General features: G+C 65.0%; 10 protein-coding genes and 1 pseudogene. 4 read left to right on the forward strand and 7 right to left on the reverse strand.

Annotated elements, in window-relative coordinates; all coding sequences use genetic code 11:
* Complete coding sequence (locus tag ACQ4W6_RS16920; protein ID WP_436568321.1) at nucleotides 1-1,578, reverse strand: NAD(P)H-hydrate dehydratase; 1,578 nt, start codon at nucleotides 1,576-1,578, stop codon at nucleotides 1-3.
* A gap of 156 nt (nucleotides 1,579-1,734) precedes the next feature.
* Between ACQ4W6_RS16920 and ACQ4W6_RS16925 the strand changes: the two are divergent.
* A pseudogene (locus ACQ4W6_RS16925) lies at nucleotides 1,735-5,322 on the forward strand (hydantoinase B/oxoprolinase family protein).
* Between the two features lies 1 nt (nucleotide 5,323).
* On the opposite strand, the gene ACQ4W6_RS16930 reads toward ACQ4W6_RS16925, so the two are convergent.
* From ACQ4W6_RS16930 to ACQ4W6_RS16950, 5 genes are all read right to left on the reverse strand, one after another.
* Nucleotides 5,324-6,733 (reverse strand): ABC transporter ATP-binding protein, encoded by a 1,410-nt coding sequence (locus tag ACQ4W6_RS16930; RefSeq protein WP_436568322.1) that lies wholly within the window; start codon nucleotides 6,731-6,733, stop codon nucleotides 5,324-5,326.
* On the reverse strand, nucleotides 6,730-7,521 hold the full coding sequence (locus ACQ4W6_RS16935) for an ABC transporter permease (RefSeq protein WP_436568323.1): 792 nt from the start codon (nucleotides 7,519-7,521) through the stop codon (nucleotides 6,730-6,732). Before ACQ4W6_RS16935 ends, ACQ4W6_RS16930 begins: the two co-directional genes overlap by 4 nt.
* The gene (locus ACQ4W6_RS16940; protein ID WP_436568324.1) at nucleotides 7,518-8,441 is read right to left on the reverse strand and encodes an ABC transporter permease; all 924 of its coding nucleotides are present in this window, start codon (nucleotides 8,439-8,441) and stop codon (nucleotides 7,518-7,520) included. The genes ACQ4W6_RS16935 and ACQ4W6_RS16940 overlap by 4 nt, the downstream gene beginning before the upstream one ends.
* Entirely contained in the window at nucleotides 8,438-10,015 is a 1,578-nt protein-coding gene (locus ACQ4W6_RS16945) for an ABC transporter substrate-binding protein (RefSeq protein ID WP_436568325.1), read from the reverse strand. Before ACQ4W6_RS16945 ends, ACQ4W6_RS16940 begins: the two co-directional genes overlap by 4 nt.
* Before the next feature lie 111 nt (nucleotides 10,016-10,126).
* Nucleotides 10,127-11,062 (reverse strand): AraC family transcriptional regulator, encoded by a 936-nt coding sequence (locus tag ACQ4W6_RS16950; protein WP_436568326.1) that lies wholly within the window; start codon nucleotides 11,060-11,062, stop codon nucleotides 10,127-10,129.
* 215 nt (nucleotides 11,063-11,277) lie between these two features.
* Here ACQ4W6_RS16950 and ACQ4W6_RS16955 point away from each other — a divergent pair, with 215 nt between their 5' ends.
* A complete protein-coding gene (locus ACQ4W6_RS16955) occupies nucleotides 11,278-12,330 on the forward strand; it encodes an NAD(P)-dependent alcohol dehydrogenase (protein WP_436568327.1) in 1,053 nt (350 codons plus the stop codon).
* 45 nt (nucleotides 12,331-12,375) lie between these two features.
* Here the strand turns inward: ACQ4W6_RS16955 and ACQ4W6_RS16960 are convergent, their stop codons facing one another.
* A complete protein-coding gene (locus ACQ4W6_RS16960) occupies nucleotides 12,376-14,001 on the reverse strand; it encodes a response regulator (RefSeq protein ID WP_436568328.1) in 1,626 nt (541 codons plus the stop codon).
* 403 nt (nucleotides 14,002-14,404) lie between these two features.
* On the opposite strand from ACQ4W6_RS16960, the gene ACQ4W6_RS16965 reads away from it, so the two are divergent.
* Both ACQ4W6_RS16965 and purL read left to right on the forward strand, forming a co-directional pair.
* Nucleotides 14,405-15,469, forward strand: a complete 1,065-nt coding sequence (locus ACQ4W6_RS16965; protein ID WP_436568329.1) for a GGDEF domain-containing protein — start codon at nucleotides 14,405-14,407, stop codon at nucleotides 15,467-15,469.
* A 182-nt stretch (nucleotides 15,470-15,651) separates the two neighbouring features.
* Entirely contained in the window at nucleotides 15,652-19,713 is a 4,062-nt protein-coding gene (gene purL / locus ACQ4W6_RS16970; protein WP_436568343.1) for a phosphoribosylformylglycinamidine synthase, read from the forward strand.
* Nucleotides 19,714-19,965 lie beyond the last annotated feature (252 nt).

Below are 19,965 nucleotides of genomic sequence, written 5' to 3' on the forward strand. Positions count from 1 at the left end.
TCAGACCCGCCGGGTCTGCCCCTGATCGACTGACAAGGCATTGATCAATTGGCGTATGGCCGGTATCAATTCACCGGCCGTCAGGCCAATGGGGCCGCTGCCTGCCGCCACCAGCGCATCGGCGGCCGCGCCATGCAGCCAGACGGCGCCGACGGCCGCTTCCCATTCGGGCCAGCCTTGCGCCAGCAGGCTGCCGCACAGGCCGGCCAGCACATCGCCCGTGCCCGCCGTGGCCAGCGCGGGGCCACCCGTGTTGTTGACCACCACGCCGCCATCGGGCGCGGCAATGACCGTGCCCGAACCTTTCAATACGACGATCACGCCCAGCTGCGCGGCCAGCTGGCGCGCCGCGCCCAGGCGGTCGGCCTGCACTTCGGCCACCGTCATGTCGAGCAAACGCGCCGCTTCCAGCGGATGCGGCGTCAATATTGTCGCGCCCACGCCCGTGCGCGTGGCCAGTGCCGACTGCAGTTCCGGTTCGGCCGCCATCAGGTTCAGGGCATCGGCGTCCAGCAGCAGGGGGCTGTCGCTCTCAAACGCCCGCTGCAGCAGTTCCACCGTGTGACCCTTGTCGCCCAGGCCCGGCCCGGCCACCAGTGCGGCAAAGTGGAAACCCGAGAAATCGACGTCTTGCGCGCGGCGGCACATCAGTTCCGGCTGGCCGCTGTCAAACGCCGGTGGCGCCTCGGGGAAGGCGATGACCACTCTGCCGGCGCCCGCATGCAGCGCCGTGCGCGCCGACAGGATGGGCGCGCCCGCCATGCCTTGCGCGCCGCCGATGATGGCCACGCTGCCATAGCTGCCCTTGTGCGTGTTTTGCCGGCGCGGCTGCAACTGGCGGGCAAACAGCTGCAAGCCGTTCAGCTGCGCCCTGGCAGGCGGCAGCAGGACGGGGTCGATGGCCAGCGAGGCCACTTCCACTTCGCCCGCCAGATCGCGGCCGTTAGCCGTGTGCAGGCCAGGTTTGTCGCCGATGAAGGTCAAGGTGTGCGTGGCGCGGATGGCGACGCCGTCGATGGCGCCCGTGTCCGCATGCAGGCCACTGGGCACGTCGAGCGCCAGCACGGGGCATTCCAGATTGTTCACCAGTTGCGCTATCTCGCGGCATTCGCCATCGAGCGGGCGCGAAGCACCGATGCCGAACAGGCCATCGATGACCAGATCCCACGGCGCCGCGCCGACGGCTACCGAAGCCATGCTGGTGTCGGCGTCGATGCAGCGCGCCGTGCTGTTGCGGGTGCGGCTCAGGGCCAGTTCGCGCTCGGGCGAGGTGGCGCGCGCTTCGGGCGCCAGCCACACCAGCACTTCGATGCCGCTGCCGGCCAGGTGGACGGCCGCTTCCAGTGCGTCGCCGCCGTTGTCGCCGGGGCCGGCCAATACCAGTACCCGCATGTGGCCCCCGCTGTCGCCGTCTTGCTGGCCATGCAGCAGCTTCAGGGCGGCGCTGGCGGCGGCTTGGCCGGCGCGCTGCATCAGCAAGCCTTGCGGCAAGTCCTGCATCGCGGCCTGTTCGATGGCGCGCAGTTCGGCGATGGAGTACAGCGGATGGGTGCTGCTGGCAGAGTCGGTCAGGGCCATGGTGTTTTCCTCATGTAGCGCTCCATTTGTCGGTATGCCTTCAACATACGGCCGATCGGTGCAGAAGGCAAGGCGCGCGCGCTTGAAACGCGCCCTGATTTGGCAGCTACAATAGCCGTCTCACACAGGATTTCACACAAGCATGGGGGCAAGACGATGGACTGGCAATTCTGGATCGACCGGGGCGGCACCTTTACGGACATCGTGGCGCGCCGTCCTGACGGCAGCCTGGCCACGCACAAGCTGCTGTCGGAAAATCCGGGCCAGTACCGCGACGCGGCGCTGGCGGGCATGCGCCAGCTGATGGGCCTTGCGCCCGATGCGCCGCTGCCCGCCGAGGCGGTGGGTGCCATCAAGATGGGCACCACGGTGGCGACGAATGCGCTGCTCGAACGCAAGGGCGAGCCGACCGTGCTGGCCATCACGCGTGGTTTTCGCGACGCCTTGCGCATCGCCTACCAGAACCGCCCGCAGCTGTTCGCGCGCCAGATCATCTTGCCTGAACTGCTGTATGGCGAAGTGATCGAGATCAATGAACGCATGGGGGCGCACGGCGAGGTGGTGACAACGCTCGACGAGCCGGCCGCGCAGGCGGCGTTGGCGCAAGCCCATGCGCGCGGCCTGCGGGCCATCGCGATCGTATTGATGCATGGCTACCGCTACCACGCGCACGAGGCGCGGGTGGCGCAGCTGGCGCGCGAGGCCGGTTTCACGCAGGTGTCCGTCTCGCATGAAGTCAGCCCGATGATGAAACTGGTGGCGCGCGGCGACACCACGGTGGTCGACGCCTATCTGTCGCCGATATTGCGCCGCTACGTCGACCAGCTGGCGCAAGAACTGCCCGGCGTGCACCTGCAATTCATGCAGTCAAATGGCGGCTTGACGGATGCGCGCGCCTTCTAGGGCAAGGACAGCATCCTGTCCGGCCCCGCGGGCGGCATCGTCGGCATGGTGCGCGCCAGCGCGCTGGCCGGCTTCGACAAGGTGATCGGCTTCGACATGGGTGGCACCTCGACCGACGTGTCGCACTACGCGGGTGAGTTCGAGCGCGTGTTCGAGACGCAGATTGCCGGCGTGCGCATGCGCGCACCGATGATGAGCATCCACACGGTGGCGGCGGGCGGCGGCTCCATCCTGCATTTCGACGGCGCCCGCTACAAGGTGGGCCCGGACAGCGCGGGCGCCAATCCCGGCCCCGCCAGCTACCGGCGCGGCGGCCCGCTGGCCGTCACCGACTGCAACGTCATGCTGGGCAAGCTGCAGCCATCGTTCTTTCCCCGCGTCTTCGGGCCAGACGCCAATGAAGCGCTGGACGCGGCCACCGTGCGCGCCCAGTTCGAGGCGCTGGCGCGCACGGTGGGCTCTACCCCGGAACAAGTGGCCGAAGGCTATATCGCCATCGCCGTGGCTAACATGGCCAACGCCATCAAGCAGATTTCCGTGCAGCGTGGCCACGACGTGACCGGCTACACCCTCACCAGCTTTGGCGGCGCGGGCGGCCAGCATGCGTGCCTGGTGGCCGATGCGCTGGGCATGCGCACGGTTTTCATCCACCGCCTGGCGGGCGTGATGTCGGCCTATGGCATGGGCCTGGCCGACCAGAGCGCCATGCGGGAAAAGGCCATCGAAGCAACATTGGGCGCGGACCTGGCGGGTGAACTTGCGGCACTGGGCGCGCAGGCGCAGGGCGACTTGCTGCGCCAGGGCGTGCAGCAGCATCGCATTTCGCTGGTGCAGCGCGTGCACCTGCGCTACGAAGGCACGGATTCCCCGCTGGTGGTGCTGTTCGATACGCTCGCCGGCATGCAGGCGCAGTTCGAAGCGGCGTACAAAAAGCGTTTTTCCTTCCTGATGCCGGCGCGCGCGCTGATCGTCGAAGCCATTTCCGTGGAAGCCATCGGCGCCTCTGATGCTCCAACGTCTTCCTCTGCTGCACCCGCGTTTGCGGCGCGCGCTGGCGCGCTGGCGCCCGTGGCAATGGTGGCCATGTATAGCGCCGGTGCGTGGCGGCAAAGCGGCCTGTATGCGGCAGAAAGCTTGCGCCCCGGCGACGCCATCGACGGCCCGGCCATCGTCAGCGACGCCAACGCCACCACCGTCATCGAGCCGGACTGGCGCGCGCAAGTCACGCCGCACGGCCATTTGATCTTGCACAGGGTCGCCGCCTTGCCAGCGCGGCGCACCCAGGGGATGCAAACAGCGGCCCAGGCCGACCCCGTGATGCTGGAAATTTTCAATAACCTGTTCATGTCGATCGCCGGGCAGATGGGCTTGCGCCTGCAAAATACCGCCCATTCCGTCAATATCAAGGAGCGGCTCGATTTCAGCTGCGCCATCTTCGACGCGCAAGGCAAGCTGATCGCCAATGCGCCGCACATGCCCGTGCACCTGGGTTCCATGGGCGAGAGCATCCGCACTGTCATGACGCGCAATGCAGGCCTGATGCAGCCGGGCGACGTGTATATGCTCAATGATCCCTACCACGGCGGCACGCATTTGCCCGACGTGACGGTGATTTCGCCCGTGTTCGACGAGAAGGGGGCGGCGATCCTGTTTTACGTGGGTTCGCGCGGCCACCATGCCGACATCGGCGGCACCACGCCAGGCTCGATGCCGCCCGATTCCACGCATATCGAGCAAGAGGGCGTGTTGATCGACAATTTCAAGCTGGTCGACGGCGCCACGGGGCTATTGCGGGAAGACGACACGCTGGCCCTGCTGGCAGGAGCACGCTGGCCGGCGCGCAATCCGCGACAAAACCTGGCCGATTTGCGCGCCCAGGTGGCGGCCAACCAGAAAGGCTTTGATGAATTGCACAAGATGGTCGCGCATTTTGGCCTGGACGTGGTGCAAGCCTATATGGGCCACGTGCAGGACAACGCCGAGGAAGCCGTGCGGCGCGTCATGACGACTCTGAAGGATGGCGAGTATGTGCTGGAGCTGGACAACGGCGCGCGCATACAGGTGGCTATTCGCGTCAACATTGCCGAGCGCAGCGCCGTCGTCGACTTCACCGGCACCACCAGCGAGCTGCCGAACAACTTCAATGCGCCGTCCGCCGTCTGCATGGCGGCCGTGCTGTATGTGTTCCGCACCCTGGTGGACGACGAGATTCCCCTCAATGCAGGCTGCCTGAAGCCTTTGAGCGTGATCATCCCGCCCGCTTCCATGCTCAATCCCCGGTATCCCGCCGCCGTCGTGTCGGGCAATGTGGAAACCTCGACCTGCATCACGAATGCCCTGTATGGCGCGCTGGGGGCCATGGCGGCTTCGCAGGGGACGATGAATAATTTCACGTTTGGCAACGAGAAGTACCAGTACTACGAGACGATATCGGGTGGCTCGGGCGCCGGCCCCGGTTTCGACGGTACGGACGTGGTGCAGACGAACATGACCAATTCGCGCCTGACGGACCCGGAAATCCTGGAATGGCGCTTTCCCGTGCGCCTCGACAGCTACGCCATCCGTCCTGGCTCCGGCGGCGTGGGGCGCTGGCACGGCGGCAATGGCGGCGTGCGCAGGGTGCGCTTCCTGGAGGCGATGACGGCGGCCATTCTGTCAAACAACCGGATTGTGCCGCCGTTCGGCATGGATGGCGGCGCGCCGGGCGCGCTGGGACGCAATGTTGTGGAGCGCGTCGATGGCACGGTGGAGTACTTGCCGCATATCGGCAAGACGCTGATGCAGGCGGGCGACGTGTTCGTCATCGAAACGCCAGGCGGGGGCGGCTTTGGCGCGGCGTAAATCACGCGTGCAGGCCGATTTGCCGCTGCGCCACGGCGCGCGCAATCTGCGCGTCGTGCGTGACGAGCAGCACGGCGCAGCCGCTGGCACTGGCCGTCTCCAGCAGCAGGGCCAGGGTTTCTTGCTGGGTGATGGGGTCGAGGCGCGAGGTGGGTTCGTCGGCGAAGATCAGCGCAGGTTTCAGCAGCAGCACGCGCGCCAGCGCAAAGCGCTGCAGCTCGCCGCCCGACACTTGCGATGGCAGGCGCGCCAGCAAGTGTGCGCCCAGGCGCAGCCGCGCCAGCAGCGGCGGCACGGCGTCCCAGGCCAGGCCATGCAGCTTGACGACGTCGCGCAGCGCCGTTTCCAGGCTGGTGCCGGGCGCAAAAGCGGCGGCCGGGTCCTGGTACAGCTTCTGGAAGGCCGTGCGCGGCAAGCCGCTTGCGCGCGTTACCGTGCCCGCATCGGGGCGCAAGAGTCCCAATAGCAGATTGCCGAAGGTGGTCTTGCCGGCGCCGCTCTCGCCCGTGATGGCGACGATTTCGCCGTGGCGTATCTCCGCGCTGATGCTGGTAAACAGCGCGCACGGGCCAAACGCCTTGGCCACTTTGTCCACGCGGGCGACGATCTCGCCCGGCGCAGTGTCAGGTTTCCACGCTGGCCAGCTGGCCGGGTCGGCCGCCAGCAGCGCCCGCGTGTAGGCGTGCGTGGGCTGCGCCAGCACGGTATGCGTATCTCCTTGTTCGACAATATCGCCATCGAGCATGACGGCGACGTTGCCGCCCAGCGCGCGGGCCAGCCGCACATCGTGCGTGATGCACAGCACGGCCATGCCTTCGCCTTGCGCCGCGCGCAGCATGGCTAACATGTCGGCGCGCCGGCCGGCATCGAGGCCTTTGGTCGGTTCATCGACGATCAACAGGCGCGCCCCGGCCGCATGGGTGGCGAGGAAGGCCACGCGCTGCGCCATGCCGCCCGAGATCTGGTGCGGATACAGCGGCGCTGCATGCTGCATGCCCAGCCGCGCCAAGTCGCGCAGGGCCGCTTCGCGCGCTGCAGTTGCCGGCAAGCCCGCCACCAGTGCATGTGTTTCCGCCACCTGCTGCTGCACGCGCATGGTGGGATCCAATGCCAGCCACGGTTCCTGCGGCAGCAGCGCCACGTCGCGCCCCCACAGCGCTTGCCTCCCAGCCTGGTCCCCTGCGTCGTAACGGTGCTCGCCAATGCGGATAGTTCCTTCGGCGCGCAGGCCGGCGGCCAGCGTGCCCATGATGGCGTGCGCCAGCAGGGATTTGCCGGAGCCGCTTTCGCCCAGCAGGGTCAGCGCGCCGCCGGTGGCCAGGCGCAGGCTGGCGCCCTTGATCAGCCGCGCGCCGCTGTTCGCCTCGATGACGGCCAGGTTCGTTGCTTCCAGGTAAGTTTGTTCGCTCATGCCTGCATTCCAGCGCGCCCGGCCAGCATCAGGCCCAGCATGGTCAAAAATAACAGCGCCACGGGCGCGGCCACCAGCCAGGGCGCTTCGCTGTAGTACGGCAGCAGTTCGATCATCATCACGCCCAGTTCCGCCGTGGGCGGCTGCAGGCCCACGCCGATGAAGCCCAAGGCCGCCATGGCCAGTACGGCGCCGCCAATGCCAAAGCGCATCAGGGTGGCCAGGCGCGGCAGCAGCGCGGGCGCCAGGTGGCGGCGCACGATGTAGGCGGAGCCAAAACCCAGCAGGCGCGAGGCTTCCACCTGCGGGCTGGCCAGCAGGATGGCGGCGGCGCTGCGCGTGACGCGGAAGTATTCGACCCACAAGGCCAGCGAGATGCCCAGGTATAAAGGCCAGAATTGACCTGGCGCAAAGGCCGCCAGCAGCAGCACCAGCAACAGGCCCGGCAAGGCCAGCACGGCGTCGGCGAGTGCGCCCAGCACGCGGTCCAGCCAGCCGCCGCGCCAGGCGGCCAGCAATCCCAGGGCGGTGCCGGGGAGGGCGGCGCTCAATACGCTCAGCACGGCCATGGACAGCGACAGCTGCGCCCCATGCGCCAGGCGCGCCAGCATGCTGCGGCCCAGGTGGTCCAGGCCCAGCGGGTGCGCCAGGCTCGGTGTTTCGAGAAAGCGCGACAGAACCTGGCGCGCCGGGTCGATGCCCACCAGCGCCGGGCCGAAGAGGGCGAAGGCGGCAACTGACAGCAGGATCAGCAAGCCGGCGCGCTGCGAGAATGATCGCGCTCTCATTGTTGCCTCGTACGCGGGTCGAGCGCGGCGCAAGCCAGGTCGACGATGCAGTTAAACAGCACGAACAGCCAGCCCAGAACCAGCGCCGTGCCCTGGATCATGGGCACGTCACGGGCAAAGATGGCGTGCACCAGCGCGTGGCCGATGCCGGGCCAGGCAAAGATGGTTTCCACCAGCACCACGCCTTCCACCAGATACACCAGCTGCACGGCCGTGTAGGCGACGACGGGCGTGGCGACGTTGCGCGCGCCATGGCGCCGCAATGCTTGACTGGCGGAGAGGCCCTTGGTGAGCGCGAAGGCGTAGTACGCCGAGGCGCGCACGGCCGCCATGGCGTCGCGCGCCACCCGTGAAGACACGGCGGCCAGGCCCAGCGCCAGGGTCAGCGCGGGCAGCAGCAGGCTGCCATGGTCGGCATGGCCGGCGGCGGGCAGCGCCTGCAGCTGCACGGCGAAGGCCAGCACCAGCAGCAAGGCCAGCACAAACGGCGGCAGGGCGCGCAGCAGCACGGATAGCGCCAGGTTGACCCTGTCGAACCAGCCGCCCGGGCGCAGGCCGGCCAGTACGCCGGGCAAGGGGCCCAGCGGCAGCGACAGCAGCACGGCCATCAGCGACAATCGCAGGGTCTGGCCCAGCTGCATGCGGATTTCATCGATGACCGGCTGCGCCGTCACCAGCGAGATGCCCAGGTCGAAACGCAGCAAGCGCCCCCACCAGTCGGCCAGGGCGGCCAGCGGCGCGCGGTCCAGCCCCAGTTCGATGCGCACGGCTTGCGCGTCGACCATGTCATAGCCATAGCGGCCCGCCGCGATGCGGTAGGCGATATCGCCGGGCAGCATGCGCGTCATGAAAAAGCACAGGGTGCCCACCAGCAGGGCCACCAGCAGCGCCTGCAGCAAGGCTTTGAGGAGGATCTTCATGCGGGGGCTTGCCAGGTGATGGAAGAGAGCCGATAGCTGCGCTCGAACGGGTCGATGCTCACGCCCGACACGCGGCGCGACACGGCCATCGTCTGGCGGTACCAGACGATGGGAATCACCGGCAAGCCTTGCTGCAGCTCGCCCGCTATTGTCCCGCGCAGCTGCGCCGCCTGCGTGTTGCCAGCTGGCGCGCCGCCAGACAGGCGCGCCAGCGCGGCGCTGACGGACGGGCTATGCCAGCCCATGGCGCCCCAGTCGCCGCCATGCACGCCGTAATCGTCGGCCAGGGTGGCGACGGGATCGGGCAGGTTGCCGAAATTGCGCGCCACGAGGGCGATTTCCAGCGCGCCGCTGCGGTGGCCGGCGGGTATGTCGCTGGAATTGCCCACCACGACCTTGATGGCGATGCCGATCTGGCGCAGTTCTTCCTGCACCGCCGTGGCGATCAGCGGCAGTTCGGGGCGGTCGACAAAGGTGGTCAATGTGAGGGCCAGGCGCTTGCCATCGCGCTGCGCGATGCCGTCTGGCCCCGGCAGATAGCCGGCCTGGCGCAGCAGCGCGCGCGCAGCAGCGGGATCGCTGCGCAGGGGCGCCATGTTCGGCTGATGCCAAAGGGCCATCGCGGGCGGGAATAGCTGCGTGGCGGCCAGGTCGGCGTCGCGCAGCAGGGCGCGGGCGATGCCGTCGCGGTCCAGCGCCAGGCTGATGGCGCGCCGCACGCGCACGTCTGCCAGCAGCGGATGGCCGGCGTTGAGTTTCAAGAAAGTGGTGCGCGGCAGCGGCGCGGCCACCAACTGCACGTTGGGCTGGCGCAGCAGGCGGCGGATGCTGGGCGGGTCCAGCGAGAAGGCCAGGTCGGCCTGGCCGCTTTGCACCATCAGGGTGCGCGTTTCTGCGCGCGAGACGCTGATATAACGGGCGCGGCGCACGGCAGGCGGTTCGCCGCGCCAGCCGTTGAAATACGCCACATCGAACTGTTGCGGCAGCGCGATGGACGTAATTTTGTATGGGCCGCTGCCGATGATGCGCAGCACGCGCCCGTTGGCGCCATACGATGCGGGTGCCAGTACTTGCGTGCCCGAATGCGTGAACAGATAGGGCAGCGGCGCGTACGGCTGCGCCAGGGTCACGACGATGGCGCCGCGCGCGGCCCCGATGCTGCTGATGCGGGCAAGGCGCAGCACGCCGGGCGTGGCCAGCGCGCGCTGCAGCGAGACGAGCACCGTGCCGGCCGTCAGCGGCGTGCCGTCGTGGAATAATTTACCCTGGGTGATGAAGAAGCGCCATTCCAGGCCATCTTGCGACACTTCCCAGTCGCTGGCCAGCGCCGGCAGCAAGCGGCCCTGGTCGTCGGCGTCGAGCAGGGTTTGCACCACTTCCATGCGGGTAAACATGTAGCCGCCACGCGACGGCTCCAGCCCCGTTAATTCCCACGGCCCGACGACGCTCAAGGTGTCGCCGCTGGCTGGCGCGATCGGTGCGTGGTCGCTGGCGGGGCCGTCATGGGCCCAGGCGGGTGTCAGCTGCGGCGCGATGCCGGCGGCCAGCAGGCCTGACAGGCGGCGCAGCAGCATGCGTCTGCCGGAGGAACAGGAATCGGTCATCGTGCCATGGCGGAGCGCCGTCCAGTGAGGGGAGGGCAGATTCTAATGCACGGCGCAGCGTGTAGGCAAATCAGCAGGCAACTATGGCGTCGCGTAGGCGGTGGTGCCACTGAGCTGCGCGCGCACCTGGCCCACGTCGCGCATGGGGGCGCGGCCGAACTGGCGGCTGTATTCGCGGCTGAACTGCGATTCGCTGGCGTAGCCGACCCGGTAGCCGGCCGTGCCCGCGTCGATTCTCTCGACCAGCATCAGCCGCCGCGCTTCCTGCAGGCGCAGCAGCTTCTGGTACTGCACCGGCGTCATGGCGGTAATGGCCTTGAAGTGGTGGTGCAAGGACGACATGCTCATGTTCGCTATGCCGGCCAGGTGTTCGATGCGCAGCGGCTGCGCGTAATGGTGCTTGATCCAGTCGATGGCTTGCCCCACCTGGTGCGACTGGCTGCTGGCCAGCGCCATGTGGCGCAAGCGTGCGCCCACGGGGCCATGCAGCAGGCGGTAGGTCAGTTCGCGGCGGACCAGGGGTGCCAGGGTGGCGATATCGTCCGGTTGGTCGAGCAGGCGCACCAGGCGCAGCATGGCGTCGAGCAGCTCGGGCGAAACGTCGCTGACGGAGATGCCGCGCGTGGCGGGGATGATTTTCTGCCGCATCGCGCTGGCGCTGGCACTTTCACTATCGAGCAGCGCGGCCACGTCGGCGATGTCGACGCCCAGCACCACGCACAAATGCGGCGCTTCCTCGCTCGCTTCCACCACGCGCACCTGCACCGGCAGGTCGACGGACGTCAGCAGATACTGCATGCGGCTGTAATGGAAGGTTTCCGTGCCCAGCGTGACATGCTTGGCCCCTTGCGCGATCAGCGCCACGCTGGGGCGCGCCGCGTGGAACAGCGACTCGGTAGTCGAGGACTGGCGGTGGAAGGTGAGGTTGCCGATGGCCGTCGTGTAGTCGCCATTGCGCGGCGCGTGGCGGCTGATCAGGGCGGCGATTTCATCTTGCGGGGGAATCTGTGTGGACATGTGGGTCAGTATGCGGCAGGCGAGGCGGAGAACGCTTGATCTTACGCAGATTTGGAGGATCGTGCAAAGGTCTTGCAGGATCACGGTAACGCGCGCCGCGCATTTGCCGCACACTAGTCGCATTCATCGCATTCATCGCATTCATCGCATTCATCGCATGCATGGCACGCGTCTGTCTCGTCACATCTTCCCGTCACATATATATAGGAGTTTTCATGACTACCATCGCCAAAGGCTACGCCGCACTGGGTCCCACCTCCGCACTGCAACCGTTCTCGTTCGAGCGCCGCGCCCCGCGCGCCGACGACGTGGCCATCTCGATCAAGTATTGCGGCGTGTGCCATTCCGACATCCACCAGGCGCGCGACGAATGGGGCGGCGCCGCCTTCCCGATGGTGCCGGGCCATGAAATCGCCGGTATCGTCACGGCCGTCGGCTTTGATGTGACCAAGTTCAAGGTGGGTGACCACGTGGGCGTGGGCTGCTTCGTCGATTCCTGCACCACCTGCAAGACACGCAACGTGGACCTGGAACAGTACATGCCAGGCTTGATCCAGACCTACAACGGCGTCGAAGCGGATGGCAAGACGGTTGCGCAAGGCGGCTATTCGGACAGCATCGTCGTCAAGGAAGGCTATGTGTTGTCGATTCCCGACAACCTGCCACTGGACGCCGCCGCGCCGCTGCTGTGCGCCGGCATCACCCTGTATTCGCCGCTGAACCACTGGAAAGCCGGCCCTGGCAAGCAGGTGGCGATCCTGGGCATGGGCGGCCTGGGCCACATGGGCGTCAAGATTGCCCACGCCATGGGCGCCGAAGTGACGGTGCTGAGCCAAACGCTGTCGAAGCGCGAAGACGGCCTGCGCCTGGGCGCCGACCATTACTACGCCACCAACGACGCGGAAACCTTCAGCAAGCTGGCCGGCACGTTTGACCTGATCATCTGCACCGTGGGCGCCTCCATCGACTGGAACCAGTACATCAACCTGCTGAAAGTGGACGGCAGCATGGTCATCGTCGGCATCCCGGACGGCGCCGTGCCGCCGATCAGCGCCTTCGGCCTGGTCGGTGCGCGCCGCAGCCTGTCCGGCTCCATGATCGGCTCGATCAAGGAAACCCAGGAAATGCTGGACTTCTGCGGCAAGCACAATATTGTTTCCGACATTGAAATCATCCGCATCCAGGATATCAATGAAGCGTTCGAGCGCGTCGTGAAGAGCGATGTGCGTTATCGCTTTGTCATTGACATGGCATCGTTGGCGGAATAAGCGTTCTGATGGCTCCGGACCCAAGCGCAAAAGCAAGGACCAGGCTCAGGTCGCAATACCGTACTTGTGCTGCGTGGCCGCATACTGCTGCTTGAGCGACTCCAGCTTCGGATGCCTGGGGTCGAGCTTGCGGATCACCTGCATCTGGTGCTGCGCCTGTTCGGCCAGCGGCGCTTCCCAGCCCAGCATATTGAGCTGGCGCAAGATGGCGTCGACGGAGGCGAATAGCACGGGCAGGTTGCCAGGCGTCTTGCGCAGGGCCTGGCGCAGTACGAATACGGCCCCCTTGAGTTCGCCGTTTTCCGACTTGCTGGCCGCATCCTGCATCAGTTCCTGCACCTGGTTGCTGATTTGCTGGCCCATGCCTTGCGCCAGATCATGGCGTCCCGCCTTTTCAAACACGTCCACGGCCGCTTCCATCGTCACTTCGCTGTCCGCCTCGTTGACGAGTTTGAGCATGACGTCAGATGCCGCCTGCTCCAGGTTGTTCTTCAGGCAGCTTTGCACCAGCCCCACTTTGAGCTGCGTCGACAGGCCGCGCGCGCCGTCGAGGGCGCGCGCGGCCAGTTGCAGTTCGCTGGCCGCGGCGATGTCGTTGCCCGACAACTCATGCAGCATGGCGGCCGAGATGGCGCGGCACGCTTCCACGTTGGCGCCGCCGCGCAGGGAACGTTCCATATCGCGCAATACACCGCTCGCTTGCGGCGCATCGCCTTTCTTTACCAGCGTCTTGAGCAGATTGACGTGGTCTTCCGGGTCGCGAAATTCAGAATATTTGGCTTTGGTGACCACCTGTTTGTAGGCCCGCTCGGCGGCGCCAATGTCGCCCGTGTCAAACGCGATGCCGCCCAGGTGGCGCAGCCGGCGCACCATGTGCGGCGAAATGGCCACCGCGTCTTCGAGGATTTTCTTCGCCTGCAGCTGCTGGCCCATGGCTTCATGGTTTTGCGCCAGCAGATCGTAGGCGGCCATGAAGCGGGGACTCTGCTCGACCAGTGCGAGCAGCGTGACTTGCGCATCTTCGTGGCGCTGCTGCTCGAACAGGGTGCGCGCCAGGCCCAGATGGGCCCAGGCCATGGGCCGCGTGGCCAGCGTGTCGGCGTAGATGTGCTCCGCTTCGCGCCATTCACCCAGCGTGAGGTGCAGCTCGGCGCGCAAACGGGCGAAATCGGCCGCCAGGCGCGGGTGCTGCAGTTCGGCCGCGCGGCAGCTTTTGACGGCTTCGCGCAAGTCGCCCTTGTCGATCAGCTGATAGGTGGGCAGGAAGATGGCGCGGCGCTCGATGGCGCGCTCGATGCGCCCGCTCAGCACATCGACCGTGAACGGTTTCAATATATAGTCGGCCGGCGTCAGTTCGGCCGCGCTGATGACCTTGCTGTGGATGGCTTCGGACGTCAACATGATGAAGATCGTCCATAGCCCGATCAGTTTGTGGTGGCGCAAGTCTTCCAGCAATTGCTGGCCATCCTGGCCGTCCGTGCCACTACCAAGATCGTATTCACACAGGATGATGTCGAACGGTTTCTTCATCAGCAGCCGGATGGCCGTGCCGGAATTGACGGCATATTCCACCTTGGTGATGGCTGCCTGGTTCAGCATATTGTGCAGATTGCCCCGCATGCTGGGGTTCGGGTCGACGATCAGGACAGACAAGTCGCTATATTCTGGCATGGTTCAGCTTTCGTTCATCTGTGTGCGCATCTGCGGTTCGCTACTGCAGGTTAGTTGCCAAAGAATACTAACCATACTCACTAGTATTTTTTATCAGCATACTGCAAAGCCATGCCGCATTGCCAATAAAATGCAGCGAATTGAACGCAGGGCAGGGCGATGCCATGCAACTGTTGCTTTGCGCCGTATTGCATGCTTGCCGCCGCAGCGGAAAATGCCGCAGCGTGGCTGGCCGGATACCGTTGCTTGCAGGCACGTTACTTGCAAGAGTGTCTTGCATCGTCACCCGGGAAAGCGTATTCTAAATACAACTGCATTCGGCCCTCGCGGCACGCGTCTAGCGCAGTGACTGACACAGTGGCGGGACCGCTGGCGCTTTACCTTTATCAGGATGTCCCCCGTCATGGCTTTTCCTACTCTGAGCACGCTGCGGCGCGTTGCCGTCCCCCTCGCATTTGGCGGCAACAGCGAGCAGCAGCACACCTATTTTGCCGAACTGCACCGCGTCGGCATGGTGACGCAGCTGCTGGGCATCATCGCCTACAGCCTGACCTGGCTGCTGATGCCGCCTGCGTTCCAGCCGAATCTGCCGTATGCCGTGCTGGCGCTGCTGGGCATGCTGGCCAGCCTGATCGTGCGCTACCGCTGCAGCACCTTGCCCGTACTGACCATTACCGGCGCCTGCGCCGTGCTGACCCTGACCTTTGGCCTGCGCACCATGGCCGACGCCGTCCATCACGCCAGCTTCTGGGTCTTGCCCGTGGGCGTCTTCATGACCCTGGCGATTGCCTCCATCTTCAATGGCGGGCTCAGTTACCTGGCCGTGGTGGCCGGCGTGTGGTGGAATATGGGCCATGGCCTGTATCCCGTGAATGCGGGCTTGCCCGACCAGCCCTGGGTGCCGCTGATGATCACCGTCAGCGTGCTGTTCGGGCTGGCGCTGAATGTCAGTTTCAGTTTATTGCGTTTGCGCAACTATCACTCCAGGCAGGAATTGACGCGGCTGGCTTTCCAGGACAGCTTGACGGGCCTCAACAACCGCCGCATGTTCACGCAGCGCGCGCAGCAGATGCATGGCGCGCCCCGCGGCGGCATGCTGTATTTCCTCATGATCGATATCGATAATTTCAAGAATATCAACGACTTGCAAGGACATGATGCAGGTGACGCGGTGCTGGTGCAGACGGCCGTCATCATCGCAGACAAGGCGCAAGGCCATTTGTGCGGCCGCCTGGGCGGCGAAGAATTCGGCGTCGTCTACGCGGGCGACCGCGATGCCGTGCGCGCGTTTGCCAGCGCCCTGGTCGATGCCGTCAGCCATGCCTTCCAGTCCGGGCACCTCGTCTCGATCAGCGTGGGCGTCGCCGAGCTGGACCGGGGCAGGGAGCTGGGCCACAGCTACCGGGCAGCCGATGACGCGCTGTACCAGGCCAAGCGGGAAGGCAAGAACCGCTATGTGATTGCCTGACGTTGTTGCTGCAAGGTGGAAACTTGCCACTGTACGGGGCAAAATGGCCGCAAAGTCCCAAGTTGCGGTAATAAGGAAGGGGTAAAACGGGTATAATGCGCGCAAAGGAAATTTGCCGTACTTAAGATATTGTCATGCCTACCTTTAACCCGCAGCCACGCTGCATCAACCACCTTCCAATCATGTTGATACTGCCGGGTTCCAATGCCCTGTCCGTTTTCCGTAGCCACCGTCTGTTAAGCCAACTGCAAGCCGTCTCGCCTGCGATTGTTGCCGTACAAGCACGCTATGTCCATTTCATCGATGCCAGCGCGCCCCTCAGCAACGACGACAGCACGCGCCTGGGCGCCTTGCTGACGTATGGTGAGCCAGCCGAAGCTGACAACACGGAAGGCGCTGCCGAAGAATTTTTCGTCATCCCGCGTTTCGGCACGATTTCGCCGTGGGCCTCGAAAGCCACCGACATCGCGCACAACTGCGGCATGGCGCACATCAAGCGCGTCGAACGCGGTATCGCTTTCCGCATCAACCTGAAATCGGGCATCCTGGGCAGCGCCATCGGCGCGGCCAAGAAGCTGACGGACGAGCAGGTGCAGGCCGTGGCCGACCTGCTGCACGACCGCATGACCGAATCCGTGCTGCGCAGCGCCGACCAGGCCAAGGACTTGTTCCGCACCCTGGAAGCGCGCCCACTCGAATCGATCGACTTGCTGGGACAGGGCAAGCTTGCCCTGGAAACGGCGAACACCGAGCTGGGCCTGGCGATGTCGGACGACGAGATCGACTACCTGGACGCCGCCTTCACCAAGGCTGGCCGCAACCCGACCGACGTGGAGCTGATGATGTTTGCGCAGGCGAACAGCGAGCATTGCCGCCACAAGATCTTCAACGCCGACTGGACCATCGACGGCGTGGTGCAGCCAAAGTCCCTGTTCGGCATGATCAAGAACACGCATGAACTGCAGCCCAAGGGCACGGTCGTCGCCTACAGTGACAATTCATCGATCATGGAAGGCGCGACAGTCTCCCGCTTCTACCCGCGCGGTGCAAACCACGAATATGCGGCATCGACGGAACTGACGCACACCCTGATGAAGGTGGAAACGCATAACCACCCGACGGCCATCTCGCCATTCCCTGGCGCCTCCACGGGCGCGGGCGGCGAGATCCGCGACGAAGGCGCGACGGGCCGTGGCGCCAAGCCGAAAGCGGGCCTCACCGGTTTCACCGTATCGAATTTGTCGCTGCCAGACGCCGTGCGCAGCTGGGAAACGGCAGCGTCCGTGACGGCGCCACTGAATGCCCGCATTGATGCAGATCATGCAGATCAATACGGCAAACCGGAGCGCATCGCCTCGGCACTGCAAATCATGATCGAAGGCCCATTGGGCGGCGCCGCGTTCTCGAACGAATTTGGCCGTCCGGTATTGGGCGGCTATTTCCGCACGTATGAACAGAACGTCGGCGCGAAAGACGCTGGCGCCCCGGACGCCGTGTTCGGCTACCACAAGCCGATCATGATCGCCGGCGGCATCGGCAATATCTCGGCGCAGCACACGCACAAGAACGACATCCCCGTCGGCAGCCTGCTGGTGCAGCTCGGCGGCCCCGGCATGCGCATCGGCATGGGCGGCAGCGCCGCCTCGTCGATGACCACCGGCAGTAATACGGCCGACCTCGATTTTGATTCCGTCCAGCGCGGCAACCCGGAAATGGAACGCCGCGCCCAGGAAGTGATCAACGCTTGCTGGCAAATGGGCGTGGATAATCCGATCATCTCGATCCACGATGTGGGTGCTGGCGGCTTGTCGAACGCTTTCCCGGAAATCACCAACGACGCCAAGCGCGGCGCGATTTTCGACTTGCGCAAGATCCCGCTGGAAGAATCGGGCATGGCGCCGAAGGAAATCTGGAGCAATGAGTCGCAGGAACGCTACGTCCTGGCCATCGCGCCGGAAAGCCTGCCACTGTTCAAGGCCATGTGCGAACGCGAACGCTGCCTGTTCGCCGCCGTGGGCGTGGCCACCGAAGAGCGTCAACTCAAACTGATCGACACGGAACTGGGCAACGAGCCAGTCGACATGCCGATGGACGTCTTGCTGGGCAAGCCGCCAAAAATGCAGCGCGACGTGATCCACGTGGCCAACGACTTCCCGGCCATCGACCTGACCGGCATGGACCTGGTTGATGTGGCGCAAAAAGTGCTGCTGCTGCCAACCGTGGCCGACAAATCGTTCCTCATCACCATTGGCGACCGCAGCGTGGGCGGCATGACCGTGCGCGACCAGATGGTGGGTCCATGGCAAGTGCCGGTGGCCGATTGCGCCGTCACCACCATGAGCTTTGAAGGCTACCTGGGTGAGGCGATGGCCATGGGCGAACGCACGCCGCTGGCCGTCATCGACGCCGCCGCTTCCGGCCGCATGGCAGTGGGCGAAGCCGTCACCAACATCGCCGCTGCCGCCATTGCAGACATCTCCGACATCAAATTGTCCGCCAACTGGATGGCCGCCTGCGGCCAGCCTGGCCAGGACGCAGCTCTGTACGACACGGTGAAAGCCGTCGGCATGGAACTGTGCCCGGCGCTGGGTATCAGCATCCCTGTCGGCAAGGATTCGCTGTCCATGCGCACCACCTGGAAAGACGACGCCACGGGCGCGGCCAAATCGGTCACCTCGCCAGTATCCTTGATCGTCTCCTCGTTCGCGCCAGTGACGGACGTGCGTAAATCGCTCACGCCGCAACTGAAAACGGATGCGGGCGACACCTCGCTGATCCTGATCGACCTGGGCCGCGGCAAAAATCGTTTGGGTGCCTCGGCGCTGGCGCAAGTCATGGGGCAACTGGGCAATGAGACGCCGGACGTGGACAGCGCGGAAGACTTGAAAGGCTTCTTCGCGGCCATCCAGAAACTCAATAGCGACGACAAACTGCTGGCCTACCATGACCGTTCGGACGGCGGCCTGTACGCCACCCTGACGGAAATGGCCTTCGCCGGCCACACCGGCATGTCCGTCAACCTGGACATGCTGACCATGGAAGGCGAGCATTCCAGCGACTGGGGCGACGCCAAGAACTGGACTGGCCAGGTAGCGGAACGCCGCAACGAACTGACCTTGCGCGCCTTGTTCAGCGAAGAGCTGGGCGCCGTCATCCAGGTGCGCGCGGAAGAAAAGTCCTTGGTGATGGACGTGCTGCGCACGTTCAATCTGGGCGCCTGCAGCCATATCATCGGCAAATTGAACGACCGCGACGTGATCGAATTCACCCGCGATGCCAAGCTGGTCTACACCCAGCCGCGTGCAGCCCTGCACCGCCTGTGGAGCGAAACGAGCTGGCGCATCGCCCGCCTGCGCGACAATCCGGCTTGCGCGGACGCCGAATACGACCGCCTGCTGGACGTGCAAGACCCGGGTATGTCGCCTATCGTCACCTTCGACCAGAACGACAACATCGCCGCGCCATTCATCGCCACCGGCGTGCGTCCGCGCGTCGCCATCCTGCGCGAGCAGGGCGTCAACTCGCATATCGAAACGGCGTATGTGATGCACCAGGCAGGCTTCACGGCCGTCGATGTGCACATGAGTGACCTGATTGCCGGCCGCGTCAAGCTGGACGACTTCCAGGGCGTCATCGCCGTGGGCGGTTTCTCGTACGGCGACGTGCTGGGCGCCGGCGAAGGCTGGGCCAAGACGATTCTGTTCAACGCCAGCCTGGCGGAACAGTTTGCGCGCTTCTTCAACCGCATGGACAGCTTCGGCCTGGGCATCTGCAACGGCTGCCAGATGATGAGCAACTTGAAATCCATCATCCCCGGCGCCCACGCGTGGCCGAAGTTCACGCGCAACAAATCGGAGAAATTCGAAGGCCGCTTTGCCATGGTCGAAGTGATGGACTCCCCATCGATCTTCTTCAACGGCATGGCAGGCACGCAAGCAGGCATCGCCATCGCCCACGGCGAAGGCTATGCTGACTTCTCGCAAACGGGCGACATCACCCAGGTCAGCAAAGCCATGCGCTTCGTCGACAACAAGGGCGCCGCTACCGAAGCCTACCCATACAACCCGAACGGCTCGCCGGAAGGCATCACCTCGGTGACCACGCCAGACGGCCGCTTCACGGTGCTGATGCCGCACGCGGAGCGGGTGTTCCGCAGCGTTCAACAGTCGTATCACCCTGAAGCATGGGGCGAGGATTCGCCTTGGATGCGCATGTTCAGGAATGCACGGAAGTTTGTTGGGTAATTCAGCTATTTGCGGCGCGGCGTCTTAGTTCAAGACGCTGCTGCCGGGTAGGAATGAGAAAGCCGCTGTCGGGAGATAGCGGCTTTTTTTCAATCAGCTATGTCAAATTTTATGGTTGGTATATCCGTTCTAAGGCACGCCGTTATACACAATTCTTGGCGTTAGCTCGGTCGCGTAATTTCCCCATTGTTTTCGCTGCGACATAGACCTCTTTCATCCCAAGCCAGATTGTCTTGACGCCCGGCTCTCCGT

This window comes from Janthinobacterium woesei, assembly GCF_051380875.1.
Lineage (GTDB): Bacteria > Pseudomonadota > Gammaproteobacteria > Burkholderiales > Burkholderiaceae_D > Janthinobacterium.